Below are 19,442 nucleotides of genomic sequence, written 5' to 3'. Positions count from 1 at the left end.
TAAAATTTGATACCTCCTGCATATACTTGTATTATAACAAAGTACAACTTTTTGGTATCAGTTCAAATTTTAAATTTATATATTTATTTTCTTATTTGATTTCTATGGATTGGTTATTTTATCCAGTTATAGAAATATATTTCTTATCTGTATGTATTAAATTATAAGATTCAATAATAAAAAAAATAGCCTAGGCTGTTTTTATTTTGACTTCATCTAGAGTTAAGTTATTTAACCAAGTTCCTTTTTTGATAATATGTCTAGAAAAGATAAGTTTTACGATGTCTGTTGCTTTACTTGCAAGGAATATAACTAGTATGTTTACTCCTAACTCAACTCTGTAATAACTTAATAACATCACAATAGGTAAGCCAACCAAATATGTTGGAAGTTGATCAAGTAAGAATGTTCTAAGTGAATCGCCTCCAGCTCTTAATGCATAATAACTCATCGCGTTGTAACCGTATATTGCTATAAACAACACATTAATTAAAATCAGTTGATATGCTAACCAGTAAAGTGAGTTGACCGGTGTAAATATGAGGAGTATTGCAGGTGATAAGACAATAATTAACACCATGATTACAATATTTGTAACCATCATAATACCACGTAATTTAATAAGGTAGTCTTTAGCTTTTTCAAAATCACCCTCACCAAGTGCTTGACCAAGTATCACACCGGTTGCTGTTGCCATGCCAGAGTAATAAACAAAGAAGATGTCAGTTGCATTTTGTGAGTAGCCATAAGCAGTTACCCAATCATATATACCACTTGTGATATACATAGCAAATAGTACCATAGCGATAGACCATAATATTTCATTTATAATAATTGGTCCACCTTTTAAAATATACATTTTAACTAAGCGTTTTGTTATTAAATACTTTTTAAATATTTCTCTAGCATAATTCTCATTACTATAGAAAAATGCAATCACTATCAAAACAATTAATTCTGCGACTTTAGATAAGACGGTTGCCCAGGCTGCACCCATTGCACCCATAGCTGGAACCCCTAAAAAACCATAGATTAAAACCATATTTAAACTTATGTTTATGATAATACCAATAACACCTGCAATAAGTGGTGCCTTAGGACGACCAACAGATCTAAAGAAGGTAGCAATCATAAAAGATGATAAAAATACAATCGCCCCATAACCTATAATCTTAATGTATTCTATACCAAACAATACAGACTCAACTTGTTCAGGGTCAGTTGTTGGTAAGAACATTTTTATCATTTCAGGACCTAATATATTAATTAATAATGTAGATACAAATCCAAAAATAATAGCTAGTATCATACCTAATTGAAAAGTACCTATAATACCCTTTTTATTCTTCGCACCAAAATATTGTGAAACAAATACGCTAATACCTGCTGCCAATCCAATCCAGAAGAAGTTAATAATAAACATAAACCTGTTTGCTGTAGATACACCGGTATATGCTGTTTGTGAAAACCCATTAATCATAAAGGTGTCAATAAGACCTGCTAGGTTTAAAATTAATTGTTGAATAACTACTGGAATTATGATGGCTAATGCCATTTTATAGAAGGCTTTATCGCCAAAATATTTACTAAATCTTTTCATAAAAAATACCTCAAAGACAATTGTAGCAAACAATAATCATAAAGTATATAATAATAGGAACCATTCAACATAACTTTTAATAAATCACATGATATCTTGAAATGTTTCTAAAAGTAGCAAATTATGAATACATCGATTATGTATAATTAATCTATGCTTATTAAGCAATTCTTGATATAATTGATACATTAATTAAAAAGAGGTAAACATATGATTTCATTTGATATAGCGTATTTTAAACAAGTAGCTCAGGATATATTTCATTGTGATTCCCCAACAGGATTCACAAAGCATGTTATAGAACTAGTTAAACGATATGTTGATAGTTATGGTTATGAGTCTAACATATTAAATAGTGGTGCACTAGAGATATTTATCAAAGGTAAAGACTCATCAAAAATGGTTGCAACATCAGCTCATTGTGACACACTCGGTTTAATGGTTAGATCCATCAAACCTAATGGAACTTTAACACTCACAACATTAGGAGGACCCAGCACACCTACACTTGATGGAGAATACTGTACCGTTTATACACGTGATGGCAGAAAATATACGGGTACCATATTATCTACATCTCCTGCAGTTCATGTATTTAAAGATGCAAATACTAAATCTAGGGACATAGAATCCTTAGAAGTTAGATTAGATGTAGAAGTGTCTTCTAAAGAAGATGTGACTAAGTTAGGTATTCAAAACGGAGATATTGTAAGTTATGATACTAAATTTATGATTACAGATACAGGATTTTTAAAATCAAGATTTATTGATGATAAAGCTTCAGTAGTTATCTTACTCATGCTCTTAAAATATACTTCAGAACATAACATTCAATTTAAACATGACACAAAGCTATATTTTGTAGTTTATGAAGAAGTTGGCCACGGTGCTTCCATCGTTGATCATAGAATCTCTGAATTTGTTACACTTGATATGGGTTGTATTGGTCTTGATTTAGCAGGTAGCGAATATGCAGTATCGATCTGTGCTAAAGATTCAGGGGGTCCATATGACTATGAATTAACATCAAAACTAATCCAAATGGCTAAAGACAACCATCTTGATTTTACAGTAGATATATTCCCATATTATGGTAGTGATATTGGTGCTGCAAGAAGAGCTGGTGTAGATATGAAGGGTGCATTAATTGGTAGTGGTGTAAGTGCATCACATGGTATGGAAAGAACCCATTTAAAAGGCATAGAAAATACCTTGAAATTAATTTATACATATTTAGTGTAACTAAATCAAAAACATATAAATAGTCTTTATAAAAAATCAAATTTTTTTATGATTCTTACAAATTACTAATTATAGCAATTGGTTCTTTGGACTCATATTATCGTAAACAGAAAGTAGAACATAAAAAGCATTTTAGATAAAAAATAAGAAAGACTAAGAATTAACTTAGTCTTTTAATTTACCTCATATGTAGTTCTGTCAAAAATTCTTTTTAACGTGATCTAATATAATCATATCTTTCTCATGAATTTCAAAATCAACTTGTGTATTCATTATAATACGTTCTTCATGCGTTGATTTTGGTAATGGTGCAGTACCTTTTTGTAAGCAATAACGGATACAGATTTGTGCGGGTGATACTTGATATTTTTCTGCCATTTGAACTATAACTTCATTAGATAATAAACGGCCTGTACCTAAAGGAGAGTAGGCTTCAACAAATATATTATGCTTATTACAACTTTCAATAGTTTTTGATTGATCTAGTCCAATAAAGTAAGCAATTTGATTCACGTGTGGCACAATTTCACAATGAGTAATAATATTTTCTATGTCAACTGGTTCAAAATTAGATATTCCGATTGCTCTAATTTTTCCATCTTTATATAGTTTTTCCATGGCTTTATACGATAGAACATTACCTTCGTGGCATTCTTTACCAACTTCATCCCATGGCCAAGGTGCATGAATTAAGAATAAATCTAAATATTCAAAATCAAGGGCTTTTAGTGTCTTGTCAAATGCTTCTAGTGTTCCTTCATAAGTTTTAATGTGGGATTCTAGCTTGGATGTTACAAATATATGATCCCTTGGAATACCTGAATCCTTAATAGCTTTTCCTACAGATGCTTCATTCCGATAGCCTTCTGCAGTATCAATATGACGATAGCCATTTTTAAGGGCAATTTTGACGGAGTTATATGCCTCATCACCATCTTTTACCTGCCATGTACCTAATCCGATTTTTGGCATTTTGACCCCATTGCTTAATGTGTAATGCTGATTAATAACTTTCATATGAAGCGCTCCTTTAATATATTTAGTATAACTACATTATATCACGAAGCAAATTATCAAACTTCTAAGTTTATAATTTTTATGCATGAACTCATCAAATATGTCATAAGTGGTATAATTTAACTAAAGTTGATTTACTTTTGGAGGTTCAGATGAAAAAAACGTTTCTATTCGTTTTATCAATAATCTTGTGCATATTCGTAGTTGGTTGTACACCAAAGACAGAGGATGTTCCAGATAAAGAAGAAGATGATGACATAGTCTCTCTTGATACTAAAATGGATTATGTAAAGAATATATCTGGATTATATGATGAATTTTTTGATGTAAACTCAAATGTGCAAATCAAAATAGATATTGCAGAAAGTGAACTTGCACTCATTCAAAGTGATTATGAAACTTATGCATCCAAGGGTAGCAAATCACCGATATACAGAATGAGTAATGTAACATTCATTATCAATGGTAAAACTCATGTTTTTGAAGAAGTAGGTATTCGTATGAAGGGTAATACTTCAAGAACTAATTTCCATAATCAAGAGCAAGGTCTATATCACCTAATTCACTATAAACTATCCTTTAAACAAACCTTTGATGATGAAGCATACTATGCTAACCCTAAAGTTTGGGCAAGTAAAGAAGCTCGTGATGAAAGAAAAGATAGAACTTTTGCTGGTATGGAAAAATTAGATTTAAAGTGGAATAAGAGTTTTGATGAAACATATTCAAGAGAGTACTGGACTTATGAAATGTATTCAAGTTTTGGTGTGTTAGCACCTAAGATAACACCTGTAAATATGCAATTAAAATATCGCCAAGATTATGAAAACTTAGGCGTGTATTTTGCACTTGAATGTATTGATGAACTTTTTTTAGAAAAAAGATTAGGTTCGAAACACTTAGGTGGAGATCTCTATAAAGTAGGATGGGACTATGAAAAAGGTGGAAGTCTTACGATGGATACAATAAATAAAATAGGTGTTGAAAATGAAGATGAATCGTATTTTCCGGTATATGATCTAAAAACAAATAAGAAGAATAATGAACATATACTATTAAAAACATTGATTCAAACACTGAATCAAGATACAGATTTTTCTAGTTTAGTGAATATGAACTATTATTTAGTCTATGAAGCCATTTCGTATTTGGTAGGTAACCCTGATGATTTGAGACATCACTATAATAACTACTACATTTACTTTTTAAAAGATACGGATCAAGCGATATTTATCCCTTATGATTTTGATAGAACCTTTGGTGTTACAAGAGATTGGAACCCAAGTGGAGATGGTATGACTTCTTACAGTCCGTATGCAAAAATGACTACGATGGGTGGTGTAGATGATCAAATCAATCCACTAGTGCTTAAAACTGTAGTTAAGGGTGCACCTGAAGCTTATCTAGAAAACTACAAAAAAGTCATATTAGAAGCCATGAGTACTAAGTTTTATAAAGATGAAATGTTTAATGAAGTCTATCAAATACGCAAAGAAATTTATGATAATGCGGTTAACATTACCATTTCGGGTATGGACTATTTTGAATGTTTATTCAACTATAATGAAACTAAAAATATGAAATTTAGTAGTTATTTAAGTGGTAAAACCACTACAATTAATCAAACAATAGATGACTAGTAGTAATTGTTTCTTTTGAATAAACAAGTATTATTATAAGGAATTCATATAATCAATAACGAAACTAAAAACTAAATTATGAAGTATAATGTAAAAGTAATTTATATACGAAGTGATGAGCGAGGTTAGAAAATGGGTAAAATTAAAATTGCAATTATTGGATATGGTAATCTTGGTAAAAGCATAGAAACTGGTCTGTTACAAAGTGATGATATGGAACTGTTTGGTGTATTTACAAGACGTGATCCTAAAACGTTAGAGACAACGACTAAAGGTGTATCAGTTTATCATTTGGATGAAGTCGAAAACTTAAAAGATAGGATAGATGTAGCTATTTTATGCGGTGGTAGCATGTCTGATTTGCCAGTTCAAGGACCTTTAATCGCAAGTCTTATGAATACTGTAGACGGGTATGATAACCATGCTTTAATAAATGAGTATTTTAACCATATGGATGAAGCATCTAAAAAGGCTCAAAAGGTAAGTGTAGTTGCAAGTGGTTGGGATCCTGGTATGTTTTCTATAAACAGAATATTAGCTGAAGCAATACTTCCTGTCGGTGCAACTTATACCTTTTGGGGTGAAGGTGTTAGTCAAGGGCATTCAGATGCTATTAGAAGAGTACCAGGTGTAAAACATGCTGTTCAATATACAGTACCAATAAAATCAGCAATTGATGCTGTTAAAAATGGAGAGATGCCAACACTATCTGTAAAGGATAAACATAAAAGAATTTGTTATGTCGTGGCAGAAACAGATGCAGACTTAGCTAAAATAGAACATGATATCCAGACTATGCCCAATTATTTTGAACCTTATGAAACTGAAGTGCATTTCATAAATCATGAAGAACTTCAAAAAAATCATCAGGGCTTACCACATGGTGGTTTAGTCATTAGATACGGCCAAACAGGGTTACATAATGAACATCACCAAATGATTGAATACAAGCTTAAATTAGACTCTAATCCTGATTTTACAGCACGTGTATTACTAGCATATGCAAGAGCGGCTTATAGACTAAATAAAGAAGGTGTAACAGGGGCTAAGACAGTTGCAGATATTGCTCCATCCTATCTACTTAATTTAACAGCTGAGGAAATAAGAAAAAGATTCATTTAATAAGAAAAGGATACTAAGAATTTCAATAAGCTATATAAACGTTTATTATATACCTTAAACGCTTAGTATTTTTATGATACAATGATGTCAAACATAATAAGGGTTAAGTATATGGAAGCATTAATTGAAATCATTCTCCAACTATTTTTTGAAATATTTGGAGAAATATTATTCACAGGTATTGCAAAAATTATTGGACTATTTTTCAAAAAAGTTGATACGGATAATTTATTTAGAAAACGTTTAAAATTTGTGTTAACCTATATATTTTTAGGCCTAGTAATCACATTAGTTGCCACATCACTTATTTATAGTACTAGGTTCTTGGTAACAATTTCTTTATCTTACATTTTATTCCAACTGATAGTGACTCTATTAGAAGTAATCAATAAAGATAGATCTGGTCATCCACTTATCAAGTTTATTAAAGTATTAAAAAAGATAAGCCATTATGCTTATCCACTCTTATTGATCATATTTAGTGCAATTTATTTAGAAAACACGAATGCATTATTAGGTATCATTACACTTTCAAGTATTACTTTAATAGTCTGGTTCATCATAGATATTAATAGAATGATAAGAAGACAAAGGGCTAAACATATAGAATTAAACTGATAGATAAAGTGCATTCCAGCAAAAATGGATTGCACTTTTTTCTTTTAAATAATATGTTTATGATAGGCTAATCTTAAAGCATCCTTATCAGTTGTTACATAGACGATACCACAGTAAACAAAACGTTGACGTTCTAGACTCTTAATCATAGGTGTGTTTTTAGGGTGTGTATCTATTCTTATATCCTTAGTCTTAAAGTGATTAAAAACAAAATCAATCATTTCTTTTGTTTTATTTTGCCCTAAAGTACTAGATGCTAAAGCAATCCTATGAATAACCATATAAGGATTTTGATTTAGCCATGTACCTTCTATATTGTCATATACTACATCATATGAAAAAACACTCATCGTGCCTATTATAAGTCCATCTTGCACGTAAACATAAAGTGATTTATCTAGAATATCTTTTAGAATAACCTTAGGGTTGGGGTAGTTATTTTGCCACTGAGTCATATATGCTTGTTTCATTCTTAATTGAGCCTCTTTAATGATATTCATAATATCATTTAAATCATCAATATGTGCTAATCTAATCATTTTAATCTACCTCAACTACTGATATTATACATGTATTACACCTAGATTATAAGTTGCTATTTTAAAAAAATACTATATTTTTGTAAAGAATATTGGGTAGGTATACAGTTGGAGTATAATAATAGTAAAGGATGTGGGATATTATGATTAAATTAGAACAATTAACAAAGTATTATAATAAAAATTCAAGAGGTATTATTGATGTCTCACTAGAGGTTCATCCAGGTGAGATTTTTGGATTTATTGGTCCTAATGGGGCGGGTAAGTCAACAACTGTTAGAACTTTGTTAAACCTGATTTATCCAACAAGTGGTTCTGCGCAAGTAGATGGGTTAGATATTGTAAAAGATACCATAGCTATTAGAAAACAAGTTGGATATATACCAAGCGAAGTAAATTTTTATGGTGACATGACAGTCAAAAAGTTTATTAAATATGCATCAAGCTTTAATGGGGAAGTAGATGAGTCATATATGGACCATCTAGTTGAAATGCTTAGTTTAGATATTGACAGAAAAATTGAGGACTTATCTTTTGGTAATAAAAAGAAGGTTGCAATTGTCACTGCACTTGTAACGAAGCCTAAGATACTTATTCTAGATGAACCTACATCTGGACTCGATCCACTCATTCAAAATAAGTTTTTTCAAATTCTAGATGCTGAAAAGAAAAAGGGTACAACGATTTTCTTCTCATCCCATAACTTGAGTGAAGTAGAACGCATATGTGACAGAGTAGGCATTATTAGAGAAGGCAGATTAGTCCGGGTTGAAACTATAGAAAGTATATTAAAATCAAAGTCAAAAAGAGTGAAGATAAAAAGTAAAGAAACACTCAAGATTACTGACCAAATGCTGCAAGTAGAACATCAAAATGGTAATATTTCATTTATTTTTAATGGTTCTATAGATGAATTACTTAAGAAATTAAGTGTGATTAAAATAGAAGATTTAAGCATTACTGAACCTACCTTAGAAGAAATATTTATGCACTTTTATGAGAAGGAGGATATATCATGAACAAACTCATTATGACTGAATTTAAAAGAAATTTTAAGAGTTTAATCTTATGGTCAGCAATTGTTGCAGGTACTGCAGCATTAATGCTTATGTTATTTCCAGCATTTGAAGATGCCTTTTCTAATATAGAAGAATTTCTGAGTATATATCCGCCTGAGTTTTTAGAGATATTCGGCATCGGTGAAGATGGTCTAGATATGAGCACTTTCTATGGTTGGTTTGGTGTTGAAGGATTCTTGTTTGTCAATTTAATTGGTGGAAGTTATGCTGCGATATTAGGTGGTAGTATATTAAGTAAAGAAGAAGATGATAAGACGATTGAGTTCTTACTAAGTAAACCGATTAGTAGAACACAAATAGTTTTTGGTAAAATTATTGTCATTATTTTAAATTTACTTATATTAAATAGCTTGGTTGCTGCGGTATTAATGATAGCATTTCTAATATACGGTGATGTGAATATGTCGATTTGGTTCTTATATAGTTACGCACCATTTATTCTTCAAATGATTTTTGCAAGTATATCATTTTTAATAAGTGTGTTTGTTACAAAGTCTAGAAGAGTACTAAGTATCGCATTAGGTCTTGTTATTGGCATGTATGTGATTGATCTAATAAGTAAACTAACAAATGAATTTGAGTATTTAAAATATATTTCACCTTATGAGTTTATTAATGCAGTAAGTATTGTAAATGATCAAATGATAAAACCACTATACTTAGTGATTTCAATTGGCATCATCGGGATATCTTTAATACTATCTTGGTTTTTTTACAAGAAAAAAGATATTACAGCCTAATAGATTCTACTTATAGTGATTAAAAATCTTGGATATGTTATCTTGTGGATCGCTTTGTGCGTGTGAGATTCTAGAAAATATACACATTACACAGTCTACCTTAAGTTACCATATGAAAATGTTAACAGAGTCAGGACTAGTAGAAGCCGTAAAAGATGGTTCTTGGATGAGGTATTCAGTCAACACAAGTATGACCGATAAATTTATAGAATATATAAATGGTATTGTAACTGAATCTGAAGACTGTATTTGTCATATGCCAACTAAAAGGAAAGAGTTAAGCAAATGAGTGATGTGTTGGGTTTTATAACAAATGAAATACTGGCTATGAAATGGCCGGATCGTTTAATTGGAGCATTACTTGAATTTTTATTTGGTTTAGAGTTTTCAGGTGGTAAATGGGGGAAGTAAACATAAAAATACAAGCACTTGGTGGTTGCTGCAAAAAATCTATGCAAAACTATCAAAATACAATTGATGCTGCAAAAAAATGCGGTATAGAAGAAAGTGTTGACCAAATTGCTGAATTCATAAACAAACATAAAACATAGTTTAGGATAATTAATCTCATACAATACGTAAAAACAATCTAAGTTGATTAGGTTGTTTTTTTATTATTAAATCAAAGATATAAAAAATGTGAATATTTAGCAAATTTAAAATGTGTGAGTTCTTATTCTTGACTAAACATATGGGTTGTAATAGAATAGTGTAAGTATACCCGATGGGGTATTTTAATGAGGATATTTAATCCATATAAGGAGAATATAAAAGTGTTTTTTTTCAAATCAAATTCCGTTTCATGGCGTGATATTAAAGATACAGATATTGTCATCGATGTAAGAGAACCACATGAATTTCAATCCTTTAATCATAAAGGTGCTAAAAATATACCATTAGGACAAATATCTAAATACAAAACAGATAAAAAAGTATATGTAACATGTCAATCCGGTATGAGAAGTAGAATGGCAGTAAGAATTTTAAAGAAAAATGGTGTGGATGCAGTAAACATTAAAGGCGGCATGCTTAAATATTACACAAGGGGGTGATTTTATGAAGAAAATAGTAGTTATAGGTGGCGTGGCTGGTGGTATGAGTTTTGCAACAAGATATCGCAGACTAAATCAGACAGATGAAATCACCATATTTGAAAAGGGTCCATTTGTATCCTTTGCTAACTGTGGCTTACCTTACTATATTTCAGGTGAAATAGATAGTAGAGATAAACTTTTAGTTGCTAAAGATACAATGTTGATGGATAGATTTAATCTTATAATCAAACAAAATCATGAAGTAGTTAAAATTGATCCTAATAATAAACAAGTTATTGTAAAAAATGATGGTGTAGAAAGTACTTATCCATATGATAAACTAGTTATTTCAACAGGCGCAAAACCAATCATTCCTCAAGTAAAAGGTATGGATACAATTCCATACTTTACACTTAGAAATATACCGGATTTAGATTATATTATGAATTATATTCATACGAACAATCCTAAAAAAGTTGCGATTATTGGTGCTGGATTCATCGGGTTAGAAGTTGCTGAAAACCTAAAGAAATTAGGGCTTGATGTATCGATTATTGAAAGAGCTAACCAAGTACTAACACCACTTGACTTTGAAATGAGTCAATTTGCTAAGTTGGAATTAGAAAACAATGGTATTGATGTTTATACCTCTAAAGACTTATTAGAGATTAGAGATAATAAACTAATCTTTGATGATTTAGAGTTACATGCAGATTTCATTATTAGTTCCATTGGCGTAGTGCCCGAATCAGGTCTAGCTGTTCAAGCAGGTATTGAAGTTGGTATGAGAAATGGTATCAAAGTTGATGAATATTTTGAAACTTCCGTTAAAGACATTTATGCTGTGGGTGATGCAATCATCGTAAAAAACTTTATTACAAACGAAGATACTTTAATACCTCTAGCAAGTCCTGCAAATCGTCAAGGACGTCAACTAGCTGATATATTAAATGGACTTGACGTGAAATATCAAGGTACATTAGGTACCTCGATTGTGCGCTTATTTGATCAAACATTTGCCTCCACCGGCTTAAATGAAAAACAATTAGTTAATAAAGATTATGAAGTTATACATTTATTAGCAAACGATCATGCAGGCTATTATCCAGGTGCTACATCAATTAACCTAAAAGTAATCTTTAATCCGAAAACCCAAAAGATACTTGGGGCACAAGCAGTTGGTAAAAAAGGCGTGGACAAGCGTATTGATATTATTGCAACAGCAATAAAATCCGGCTTAAAAGTTACTGAGTTACAAGAATTAGAGTTTACATATGCACCACCATTTGGTAGTGCTAAAGATATTGTGAATTTAGCAGGCTATGTAAGTCAAAATGTTATTTTAGGTCTATCTAAGACTGTTCAATGGCACCAAGTTGATGCGCTCATTGAAGAAGGTGCTTTCTTTGTTGATGTTAGAAATTCATCAGAAGTAAAAAGTTTAGGTAAGATAAAAGGTGCATTAAACATCCCGATCGATGAATTACGTTCAAGATTAGGTGAAATACCTAAAGATAAAAAAATAGTACTATACTGTCAAAGTGGTACAAGAAGTTACAATGCAGAACAAATTTTACGGCCATTAGGTTATGATTGTTATAACCTAGATGGTTCTTATAGTATCTATAGTAATACTCAAAAGGAGGTTAAACAACATGTATCAAACAATCATGGCTCAAGAGTTAGAAATATTAGTAAGAAAAGATCAAGTTAAAGTTATTGATGTAAGAGAAAAAAGTGAAATGAGTATGGGATATATTAATAATATGATTCATTTGCCTTTATCAGAATTTGGTAATCATTTAGGAAAACTGAATAAAAAGGACCACTATTATGTTGTTTGTTGGAGTGGTTCCAGAAGTCAGGTTGCATCAAATTTCTTAGCTCAACAAGGTTATAAGATTACGAATGTATTAGGTGGAATGAGTGCATATAATGGAGATGTATTATATGAAATGTGATATTACGATTGTAAATCGACTGAAAAGAACACAGGGACAAGTTAATGGTGTACTTAAACTTATCGACAATCAAGCAAGTTGTGAAGATATAGTAACACAACTCAAAGCGGTACGATCCAGTGTAGACCGTGTTATTGGTTTGATTACAACATCCAATTTAGTTCAAAAAATAGAAGAAATTAATAATGTTGATTTAGAAGGCATTGATGAAGCGCTAAAATTACTTATAAAGAGTATTTAATAAAAAACTTAAGGTAATAGTCATAAACGGCTAAACACCTTAAGTTTTTTTATATTTTAGTGTTTTTAAGTCGGTTGTAAAATAAACGTTGTATAATATAGACAACGTTTATTACGATTAGGAGATATTTACATGAAAGATACCATTGAATTACTAAAGTCTGTATATTTCACTGAAAATGAGTCTATGATTTATATTTTTTTACTAGAAAATCCGGGACAAACTGTATATGAAATTGCTAAAAACATTCGTTTATCCAGATCTTCCATTTATGGCATCATTGATAAAATGCATAAAGAAGGCGTACTCTTGCTTGAAAGTGGGAGTAAAGAACTTTATTATAGTCAAGATCCTAATGAGCTTTTAAGCATCTTAGAGTTTAAACATCAAGAACATATGCATCAATTAAGAAGACAGCTTAATCAGATAAAGATTCAGCCAATAAAGACGCCTTATTTTAATATGAATGGATTTGATGCAATTATTGGAAAAGCAAGGACGTTACTTTACGAATCAAGACAAGAAGTCTACATGAATACGGATCTAAATTTAGATTTATTCGATGATGCATTTGACTTTCTAAATAGAAAAGGTGTGGATGTGCATGTATTTAGTTTTGCTAAAACAAATTACAGTAAACCTAATGTGTTTATATATAGTCACCAAAATGAGAATAAAGAGTCCAACCGCTTAATGCTCGTAAGTGATTTAAAAAGTGTTTTAGTGGCCAATTATGACCCCTTTAGAGAGGAATGGCAAGCAACTTCAACTCAAAATCATTTGATGATTAGTATTGTTTCTGAACATATACATCATGATATATATTTAATTAAGTTGAAACATATATTGAATAAGAGTTTATTTGAAACATATCCTGATTTAGCAATACACACAAAAGCTGAAAAATTAGGTAAAGAAATACTTAAAAAAAAGGAAAAGTAAAGAAATAAATTAATACAGTCTTAAAAAATTTAAAAGCACTCTGGAATGCCAGGGTGCTTTTTTGGCACGATTACAATATGTTTAGTAAAGAATGAGACCAATATTATAGGACCTTAAAAACAGTTTAAATTACCACTATCTATAGATATAAAAGTACCATTAGATCGTTAAGTAAGACCATTTTAAGCAGGTATTTAGTCTATTGGAAATCAAAAAACACCCAAAGATCGATAAAATCTCTGAAGAATATTAATTCTTTACAGACTTTTTATTTTGTTCTAAAATCAATGTTGTAAATATACCTATAATGGGTATTAATCCTAATACATAGTATTTTGAAATGGGTTTTAACAATAACGGGCTAATTAACGTCATAAAGATAAAATCAAGAGTCATAATATGTATAAAGGTATCATTTTTAAATAGTTCAATATTAGTTGTTATACTACTAAATGTTAGTCCACTTAGAATTGTAATAGCTGTGATGATAGTACCTAGTATAAAGATTACTTGATTCCACTTGATAGGTTTAAAAGTAGGCTTTGAAGCGCGTATAAAATAAATAGTACTTACAAACCCACCTAACATAAACCCTGAGAAGAGTAATGCGAAGTCCAATGTTTTTAATTTATATTATTTCCTGTGTCTACTTTAGAGGTATCATATCAATTAACGTTTTTTTCATATTGGGTCCTCCATGTATAATAGATTATTCAAATGGTATATATAAATTTGTATCAATATCTGTCATAGATAATTGAGTTTTACCGTCAATGATTTTATATCTATGACCATGTACACTTTTTATCACATCACCAATTTGAACATGGCTCATGACTGGTAAATAAAAATGCTTAATATCGAAACCAAAGGGATAAGTTTCAACAGTTATTATCATATACTTTAGTTCTTTATCCATAACTACACCTCTTTTTAATTATGTTTTAATTATAATATCTTTTACTTAGAACTATGAAGTATTTGAACCAATGTTCATGATATAATGAGATTAAAGTACAACGTTATCATAAAAACAATCCAATACATAATAAAAGGAGGATGAACTATGGAATGTCCTAAATGCTTAAGTACTATGAAAGAAGGCTACATATTTACTGATAGAATGCCTATCATGTGGCTTCCTAAGAATAAAATGATGCCGCTTACAATTTTTGGTAGACCTCAAGACAGCATTATGATTACAAAAACTCCATTTTTGACCAGAAAAAAGGCTGTATCCTTTTATTGTAGGTCTTGTAAATTTATAATTACACCTGTTATCGATTCAGATAAAGATTAACATAGAATACATGGTTTGAATGGTAAGTATAATACAAATTACTTAATATATCTGGATTCGCTATTTTTTCTATGATCCATCATGTGATGTATCAATAAACTATTAAATATTTATACTTGGTAATATAACTAGTGCGTGTTATAATCTTTCTTAGAGAAATTTGGTAGAGGTAAAGTATAGATGAATAAGTTAGTATTATCAATTCTTATATTATTTAGTGTTTTTATGTTGATAGGTTGTGAAAATAAAGCAACTGATGAAACAGATAATATTGAAGAAACAGATGTTAAATTAGAGGATTTAGGGTATTTTACTTATATTCATGAAGAAAATCCTGTCATTACTATTAAAGTTAAAGATTTTGGAGTGATTAAGGCACAATTATTTCCTAGTGTTGCACCAAATACAGTCAATAATTTTATTGATTATATATTAGATGATCAGTTTAGTGATAGTAGCTTTCATAGAATTATCAAAGATTTTATGGTTCAAGGTGGAATGGTCAAGGATACAAAGTCACCAATTCGTGGTGAATTCGGTTCAAATGGGTTTACGAATAATTTAAAACATACTTATGGTGTGCTATCAATGGCTAGAACCAGTGATAAAAATAGTGCTACATCACAATTTTTCATGATGACATCCACTTCACCGCACTTAGATGGTGCATACGCATCATTTGGTGGGATCATAAGCGGTTTTAGTGTCTTAAACCAACTCGAGAGACTAAATACAAATTACAATGATGAACCATTATCCAAAGTAGTAATAGAAACTATTGAAGTTGATTTAAAAAATTATGAACCAAGTCCAGTAATTTATTATAATAAGTAAATGTACTGCCATTTTTTGATGGCAGTTTATTTATGCTATCTAGTCTCATCTTCATACTGATTTTTATGCACACATCGGGCTTAGACTTAATAAAAAACTACTCAAATAGATTAATAACTATTACCGATATATAGAACAAAGAGTTCAAAGATGAGCCGAAAACATGGGAACTTGCTTACACATACTTTAATAAAGCATGGGATTATGGATTGGATTATTTAGTTAAGCGTATTGAATAGTTCATTTGTTGCATATATACTCTAAAAGATGTATGATAACAACATAGTAAATATAAGAATTGAGGTAAATTTATGTACAGAGCAGAAGAAGATTATATCAAAAACATTTATAAGTTAACTGTTGAACAAAACAAGGAACTTGTTAAAAATATTGAAATAGCCTACATCATGGAAAGTACGGATCAAACTGTGAATGAAATGGTTCGTAGATTAGCCACTAAAAAATTAATTACCTTTATACCTTATAAGGGCGTGAAACTTACACCCAAAGGATTAAAAGAAGCAATTAGATTAGTAAGGAATCACCGTCTATGGGAAAAATATTTAGTGGAAAAACTGAATTATCCATGGTCTAAAGTTCATGATGAAGCTGAAAGATTAGAACACGCATCCTCAGATGATTTGATGAGTCGTATATATGATTCATTAGGTCAACCTGTTGTATGTGCCCATGGAAATCCAATACCAGGAGTGAAACAACCACTAGAATATGATACTTTAATTCCTTTATCTCAATCTAAAGTTGGTGATAAATTCTTAGTGAAAAGAGTAGTTGACCAAAGACGTTTACTAGAATTCTTAGATAAGCATCATATCAATCTTGGAATAGAATTATCCATTATTAAACATGACGAATTTACTAAACTTTATACCATACACTATGATGATAAAAATTTAGATTTAACAGAAATCATAACTGATAAAATTTATGGAACTGTCCTTTAAATTAAGAGTGAAAACTCTTTTTTTATTTTATTAACCATTTGGTTAAATTAATTTTATGCATATACTTAAAATGTCCATAAAGTTGTGATAAAATATACATATAACAACAAATTAAGAGGTGGATTTTATGTTTGAATGGTTCATGAGTTTAGAACTTTGGGTACAAGCACTACTTGGCGGTACTTTTACTTGGTTTGTTACAGCACTTGGTGCTGCACTTGTATTCTTTTTTAAAAATATTAGTAAGAATGTGTTAGGCATGATGTATGGTGTTGCAGCAGGTGTGATGGTTTCTGCTAGTTTTTGGTCCTTACTAGCACCTGGTATTGAAATAGCTGAAGAACAAGGCAATATTGCTTGGTTGGTTGCAGCAATTGGGTTTAGTTTAGGTGGTATTTTCTTATTTGCTGCAGATAAAATAATACCGCATATGCATTTTGGTAAGGAAAAAGTAACAGAGGGTATTACTACTAAAATGAAAAGATCTATCTTATTAGTCTTTTCTATTACACTACACAACATTCCTGAAGGACTAGCTATTGGTGTAGCATTTGGCGCGATTGGTGCCACAACTGGATCTATTGAAGCGGCAACAGTCGCTGCTATGGTGCTTGCCTTAGGTATTGGTATTCAAAACTTTCCAGAAGGTGCTGCAGTATCTATTCCACTGTCACAAGAAAAAATGGGTAAAACAAAGGCATTTATGTGGGGTCAAGCCTCGGCACTAGTTGAACCAGTATTTGCAGTTTTAGGTGCTGTCTTAGTAACTTCAATGTCTGTCATTTTACCTTATGCTTTAGCATTTGCTGCAGGTGCAATGATTTATGTTGTCGTAGAAGAGTTAATACCTGAAGCGCAAGAAAATGCAACTTCAGGTACACACTTTGCAGTTTTTGGATTTATGCTAGGATTTGTAATTATGATGATTCTAGACGTAGCACTTGGCTAATATTCATGCAAAACTGTAAAAGAGCTTTCGAGCTCTTTTTATTTTTTAATTGTGTTTAAATATATAAAATTATGTTGTATGAATAAATATTCATATATTGTTATAACATTGCTTGACAATAGGGTTTTTAAGGTTTAATATAAGTGTGTAAAAACCATTCAGATTATAATTTAATAAAGAAAGAAGGAAACAAATATGCATGGAAAAACAATAGATCAAATGTATGTTGGTCAGTTTGCTTTACTCAACAAGACAATTACCGATGCAGATGTTCATATATTTGCAGGCGTTACTGGAGACATGAATCCAGTACATTTAGATGATTTGTATGCCAGCTGTTCAATTTTTCAACAAAGAATAGCACATGGTGGATTTATCGCAGGATTATTTTCAACTGTTTTAGGAACAATTTTACCGGGTTTAGGAACTATATATTTAAGACAAGATTCTAAATTTGTGAAACCCGTATTTATCGGGGATACAGTATCTATAAAAGTAGAAGTAGCAAGTATTGATGAAAAACGAAATAGAGTTAATTTAAAGACAACTGCAACCAATCAACATGGTCAAGAAGTTGTAATTGGTGAGGCTATTGTCATGCCACCAAAAAAGGAGAATGAACATGAACAACATTAATCAATTATTAGGTACTAAATATCCTGTTATACAAGGTGGTATGGCAAATATTGCTACTGCTCAACTTGCTGCTGCAGTATCTAATGCAGGTGGATTAGGTTTGATTGGTGCCGGTGGTAATGATGCAGCCTGGGTTAAAGAAGAAATCCATAAAATCAGACAATTAACTAAAAATCCATTTGGTGTAAACATCATGTTAATGAGCCCTCATGCAAAAGATATTGCTCAATTACTTATTGATGAGGGTGTTAAAGTAGTTACAACAGGTGCTGGAAATCCAGTTCCTTACATGGAAGCATGGAAAAAAGCAGGCATGATTGTGATACCAGTAATTCCAACCGCTAAACTTGCAATGCGTGTTGAACAAGCAGGTGCTGATGCTGTTATTGCCGAAGGTATGGAAGCTGGTGGACATGTTGGAAAACTGACAACTATGGCCATGGTACCTCAAATTGTAGATGCAGTAAAAATACCGGTGATTGCAGCTGGTGGTATAGCAGATAAAAGAGGCGTATTAGCAGCATTTGCATTAGGTGCGAAGGGTGTACAAATTGGTACAGTACTTCTTGCTACAAAAGAGTGCCCAATACACGAAAACTTCAAACAACTTGTCGTTGATGCAACAGATACATCCACAGTCATCACCGGATCAGAAAAAGCACCTGTTCGAGTGATTAAAAACCAAATGGCTGTTAAATACATTGATTTAGAAAAATCAGGTACAAGTTTTGAAGAGTTAGAACACCTTACTCTAGGCTCCTTAAGAAAAGCAGTTATGGAAGGTGATGTTGAAAACGGATCATTTATGGCAGGCCAAATCGCTGGGCTAGTTAAAGAGGTTAAAACAGTTAAAGAAGTCCTTGATAATATGTTTTTAGACGTTGAAAGTTATAAGGATACCCTTAATATTTTGTAAGAACCATTTAACTAAATCTGTGATAGAATATCATATGTTAAATCAATAATCATACTGTGAGTAGTTT

25 protein-coding genes are annotated in these 19,442 nt (G+C 31.1%); 20 read left to right on the top strand and 5 right to left on the bottom strand.

Annotated features, from left to right (window positions below):
* Positions 1–190 precede the first annotated feature (190 nt).
* Entirely contained in the window at positions 191–1,600 is a 1,410-nt protein-coding gene (locus tag IY230_RS01580; RefSeq protein WP_196369592.1) for an MATE family efflux transporter, read from the bottom strand.
* A 210-nt stretch (positions 1,601–1,810) separates the two neighbouring features.
* Between IY230_RS01580 and IY230_RS01575 the strand changes: the two genes are divergently transcribed.
* On the top strand, positions 1,811–2,842 hold the full coding sequence (locus IY230_RS01575; protein WP_196369591.1) for a M42 family metallopeptidase: 1,032 nt from the start codon (positions 1,811–1,813) through the stop codon (positions 2,840–2,842).
* Between the two features lie 198 nt (positions 2,843–3,040).
* Here IY230_RS01575 and IY230_RS01570 read toward each other — a convergent pair whose 3' ends face one another.
* Positions 3,041–3,859: an aldo/keto reductase gene (locus tag IY230_RS01570; protein ID WP_196369590.1), complete on the bottom strand. Its 819-nt coding sequence runs from the start codon at positions 3,857–3,859 to the stop codon at positions 3,041–3,043.
* 152 nt (positions 3,860–4,011) lie between these two features.
* On the opposite strand from IY230_RS01570, the gene IY230_RS01565 reads away from it, so the two are divergent.
* From IY230_RS01565 to IY230_RS01555, 3 genes are all read left to right on the top strand, one after another.
* On the top strand, positions 4,012–5,499 hold the full coding sequence (locus tag IY230_RS01565; RefSeq protein ID WP_196369589.1) for a CotH kinase family protein: 1,488 nt from the start codon (positions 4,012–4,014) through the stop codon (positions 5,497–5,499).
* A gap of 132 nt (positions 5,500–5,631) precedes the next feature.
* Entirely contained in the window at positions 5,632–6,621 is a 990-nt protein-coding gene (locus IY230_RS01560; protein WP_196369588.1) for a diaminopimelate dehydrogenase, read from the top strand.
* 111 nt (positions 6,622–6,732) lie between these two features.
* On the top strand, positions 6,733–7,239 hold the full coding sequence (locus IY230_RS01555) for a hypothetical protein (RefSeq protein WP_196369587.1): 507 nt from the start codon (positions 6,733–6,735) through the stop codon (positions 7,237–7,239).
* Positions 7,240–7,283: 44 nt separating this feature from the next.
* On the opposite strand, the gene IY230_RS01550 is transcribed toward IY230_RS01555, so the two are convergent.
* Positions 7,284–7,778: a GNAT family N-acetyltransferase gene (locus IY230_RS01550; RefSeq protein WP_196369586.1), complete on the bottom strand. Its 495-nt coding sequence runs from the start codon at positions 7,776–7,778 to the stop codon at positions 7,284–7,286.
* Between the two features lie 143 nt (positions 7,779–7,921).
* Here IY230_RS01550 and IY230_RS01545 point away from each other — a divergent pair, with 143 nt between their 5' ends.
* The 10 genes from IY230_RS01545 (at position 7,922) to IY230_RS01505 (ending at position 13,775) form a co-directional block, all read left to right on the top strand.
* Complete coding sequence (locus tag IY230_RS01545) at positions 7,922–8,797, top strand: ABC transporter ATP-binding protein (protein ID WP_230852570.1); 876 nt, start codon at positions 7,922–7,924, stop codon at positions 8,795–8,797.
* Positions 8,794–9,597 carry an ABC transporter permease subunit gene (locus IY230_RS01540; RefSeq protein WP_196369584.1) on the top strand — a complete coding sequence of 268 codons (804 nt, stop codon included), beginning with the start codon at positions 8,794–8,796 and terminating at the stop codon, positions 9,595–9,597. The genes IY230_RS01545 and IY230_RS01540 overlap by 4 nt, the downstream gene beginning before the upstream one ends.
* A gap of 28 nt (positions 9,598–9,625) precedes the next feature.
* On the top strand, positions 9,626–9,886 hold the full coding sequence (locus tag IY230_RS01535; RefSeq protein ID WP_308705586.1) for a helix-turn-helix domain-containing protein: 261 nt from the start codon (positions 9,626–9,628) through the stop codon (positions 9,884–9,886).
* Positions 9,883–10,008: a hypothetical protein gene (locus tag IY230_RS06660; RefSeq protein WP_269059426.1), complete on the top strand. Its 126-nt coding sequence runs from the start codon at positions 9,883–9,885 to the stop codon at positions 10,006–10,008. Before IY230_RS01535 ends, IY230_RS06660 begins: the two co-directional genes overlap by 4 nt.
* The gene (locus tag IY230_RS01530; protein ID WP_196369583.1) at positions 9,996–10,148 is read left to right on the top strand and encodes a hypothetical protein; all 153 of its coding nucleotides are present in this window, start codon (positions 9,996–9,998) and stop codon (positions 10,146–10,148) included. The genes IY230_RS06660 and IY230_RS01530 overlap by 13 nt, the downstream gene beginning before the upstream one ends.
* Before the next feature lie 222 nt (positions 10,149–10,370).
* Entirely contained in the window at positions 10,371–10,649 is a 279-nt protein-coding gene (locus IY230_RS01525; RefSeq protein ID WP_196369582.1) for a rhodanese-like domain-containing protein, read from the top strand.
* 4 nt (positions 10,650–10,653) lie between these two features.
* The gene (locus IY230_RS01520) at positions 10,654–12,345 is read left to right on the top strand and encodes an FAD-dependent oxidoreductase (protein WP_230852568.1); all 1,692 of its coding nucleotides are present in this window, start codon (positions 10,654–10,656) and stop codon (positions 12,343–12,345) included.
* A complete protein-coding gene (locus tag IY230_RS01515) occupies positions 12,287–12,592 on the top strand; it encodes a rhodanese-like domain-containing protein (RefSeq protein ID WP_196369581.1) in 306 nt (101 codons plus the stop codon). Before IY230_RS01520 ends, IY230_RS01515 begins: the two co-directional genes overlap by 59 nt.
* Positions 12,582–12,833: a metal-sensitive transcriptional regulator gene (locus IY230_RS01510; RefSeq protein WP_069580247.1), complete on the top strand. Its 252-nt coding sequence runs from the start codon at positions 12,582–12,584 to the stop codon at positions 12,831–12,833. The genes IY230_RS01515 and IY230_RS01510 overlap by 11 nt, the downstream gene beginning before the upstream one ends.
* 132 nt (positions 12,834–12,965) lie before the next feature.
* A complete protein-coding gene (locus tag IY230_RS01505) occupies positions 12,966–13,775 on the top strand; it encodes a TrmB family transcriptional regulator (RefSeq protein ID WP_196369580.1) in 810 nt (269 codons plus the stop codon).
* A gap of 249 nt (positions 13,776–14,024) precedes the next feature.
* Here the strand turns inward: IY230_RS01505 and IY230_RS01500 are convergent, their stop codons facing one another.
* Together IY230_RS01500 and IY230_RS01495 are read right to left on the bottom strand one after the other, a co-directional pair.
* Positions 14,025–14,363 carry a hypothetical protein gene (locus IY230_RS01500; protein ID WP_196369579.1) on the bottom strand — a complete coding sequence of 113 codons (339 nt, stop codon included), beginning with the start codon at positions 14,361–14,363 and terminating at the stop codon, positions 14,025–14,027.
* Between the two features lie 121 nt (positions 14,364–14,484).
* Complete coding sequence (locus tag IY230_RS01495; protein WP_069580244.1) at positions 14,485–14,694, bottom strand: hypothetical protein; 210 nt, start codon at positions 14,692–14,694, stop codon at positions 14,485–14,487.
* A gap of 147 nt (positions 14,695–14,841) precedes the next feature.
* Between IY230_RS01495 and IY230_RS01490 the strand changes: the two genes are divergently transcribed.
* The 6 genes from IY230_RS01490 to IY230_RS01465 all read left to right on the top strand — a co-directional run bounded on the left by IY230_RS01490 (position 14,842) and on the right by IY230_RS01465 (position 19,375).
* Complete coding sequence (locus IY230_RS01490) at positions 14,842–15,075, top strand: PF20097 family protein (RefSeq protein WP_196369578.1); 234 nt, start codon at positions 14,842–14,844, stop codon at positions 15,073–15,075.
* Positions 15,076–15,255: 180 nt separating this feature from the next.
* Positions 15,256–15,909 (top strand): peptidylprolyl isomerase, encoded by a 654-nt coding sequence (locus IY230_RS01485; protein ID WP_196369577.1) that lies wholly within the window; start codon positions 15,256–15,258, stop codon positions 15,907–15,909.
* 311 nt (positions 15,910–16,220) lie between these two features.
* The gene (locus IY230_RS01480; protein WP_069580241.1) at positions 16,221–16,874 is read left to right on the top strand and encodes a metal-dependent transcriptional regulator; all 654 of its coding nucleotides are present in this window, start codon (positions 16,221–16,223) and stop codon (positions 16,872–16,874) included.
* Positions 16,875–17,001: 127 nt separating this feature from the next.
* The gene (locus IY230_RS01475) at positions 17,002–17,823 is read left to right on the top strand and encodes a ZIP family metal transporter (RefSeq protein ID WP_196369576.1); all 822 of its coding nucleotides are present in this window, start codon (positions 17,002–17,004) and stop codon (positions 17,821–17,823) included.
* 195 nt (positions 17,824–18,018) lie between these two features.
* Complete coding sequence (locus IY230_RS01470) at positions 18,019–18,459, top strand: MaoC family dehydratase (protein ID WP_196369575.1); 441 nt, start codon at positions 18,019–18,021, stop codon at positions 18,457–18,459.
* A complete protein-coding gene (locus IY230_RS01465; protein ID WP_196369574.1) occupies positions 18,440–19,375 on the top strand; it encodes a DUF561 domain-containing protein in 936 nt (311 codons plus the stop codon). Before IY230_RS01470 ends, IY230_RS01465 begins: the two co-directional genes overlap by 20 nt.
* Positions 19,376–19,442: the final 67 nt, after the last annotated feature.

The organism is Acholeplasma laidlawii, from assembly GCF_015709225.1.
GTDB classification, from domain to species: Bacteria; Bacillota_I; Bacilli_A; order Acholeplasmatales; family Acholeplasmataceae; genus Acholeplasma; species Acholeplasma laidlawii_A.
The sequence above is the reverse complement of the archived record's forward strand: the minus strand, read 5'-3'. Positions and strand labels throughout refer to the sequence as shown.

Bases quoted from the DNA above. Each gene is read 5' to 3' on its own strand.
- IY230_RS01495 (WP_069580244.1), bottom strand. From the start codon at position 14,694: ATGGATAAAGAACTAAAGTATATGATAATAACTGTTGAAACTTATCCC.
- IY230_RS01505 (WP_196369580.1), top strand. From the start codon at position 12,966: ATGAAAGATACCATTGAATTACTAAAGTCTGTATATTTCACTGAAAAT.
- IY230_RS01540 (WP_196369584.1), top strand. From the start codon at position 8,794: ATGAACAAACTCATTATGACTGAATTTAAAAGAAATTTTAAGAGTTTA.
- IY230_RS01490 (WP_196369578.1), top strand. From the start codon at position 14,842: ATGGAATGTCCTAAATGCTTAAGTACTATGAAAGAAGGCTACATATTT.
- IY230_RS01465 (WP_196369574.1), top strand. From the start codon at position 18,440: ATGAACATGAACAACATTAATCAATTATTAGGTACTAAATATCCTGTT.
- IY230_RS01500 (WP_196369579.1), bottom strand. From the start codon at position 14,363: ATGTTAGGTGGGTTTGTAAGTACTATTTATTTTATACGCGCTTCAAAG.
- IY230_RS01560 (WP_196369588.1), top strand. From the start codon at position 5,632: ATGGGTAAAATTAAAATTGCAATTATTGGATATGGTAATCTTGGTAAA.
- IY230_RS01550 (WP_196369586.1), bottom strand. From the start codon at position 7,778: ATGATTAGATTAGCACATATTGATGATTTAAATGATATTATGAATATC.
- IY230_RS01470 (WP_196369575.1), top strand. From the start codon at position 18,019: ATGCATGGAAAAACAATAGATCAAATGTATGTTGGTCAGTTTGCTTTA.
- IY230_RS01515 (WP_196369581.1), top strand. From the start codon at position 12,287: ATGTATCAAACAATCATGGCTCAAGAGTTAGAAATATTAGTAAGAAAA.
- IY230_RS01565 (WP_196369589.1), top strand. From the start codon at position 4,012: ATGAAAAAAACGTTTCTATTCGTTTTATCAATAATCTTGTGCATATTC.
- IY230_RS01510 (WP_069580247.1), top strand. From the start codon at position 12,582: ATGAAATGTGATATTACGATTGTAAATCGACTGAAAAGAACACAGGGA.
- IY230_RS01520 (WP_230852568.1), top strand. From the start codon at position 10,654: ATGAAGAAAATAGTAGTTATAGGTGGCGTGGCTGGTGGTATGAGTTTT.
- IY230_RS01570 (WP_196369590.1), bottom strand. From the start codon at position 3,859: ATGAAAGTTATTAATCAGCATTACACATTAAGCAATGGGGTCAAAATG.
- IY230_RS01580 (WP_196369592.1), bottom strand. From the start codon at position 1,600: ATGAAAAGATTTAGTAAATATTTTGGCGATAAAGCCTTCTATAAAATG.
- IY230_RS01475 (WP_196369576.1), top strand. From the start codon at position 17,002: ATGTTTGAATGGTTCATGAGTTTAGAACTTTGGGTACAAGCACTACTT.
- IY230_RS01485 (WP_196369577.1), top strand. From the start codon at position 15,256: ATGAATAAGTTAGTATTATCAATTCTTATATTATTTAGTGTTTTTATG.
- IY230_RS01480 (WP_069580241.1), top strand. From the start codon at position 16,221: ATGTACAGAGCAGAAGAAGATTATATCAAAAACATTTATAAGTTAACT.
- IY230_RS01545 (WP_230852570.1), top strand. From the start codon at position 7,922: ATGATTAAATTAGAACAATTAACAAAGTATTATAATAAAAATTCAAGA.
- IY230_RS01530 (WP_196369583.1), top strand. From the start codon at position 9,996: ATGGGGGAAGTAAACATAAAAATACAAGCACTTGGTGGTTGCTGCAAA.
- IY230_RS01575 (WP_196369591.1), top strand. From the start codon at position 1,811: ATGATTTCATTTGATATAGCGTATTTTAAACAAGTAGCTCAGGATATA.
- IY230_RS01555 (WP_196369587.1), top strand. From the start codon at position 6,733: ATGGAAGCATTAATTGAAATCATTCTCCAACTATTTTTTGAAATATTT.
- IY230_RS06660 (WP_269059426.1), top strand. From the start codon at position 9,883: ATGAGTGATGTGTTGGGTTTTATAACAAATGAAATACTGGCTATGAAA.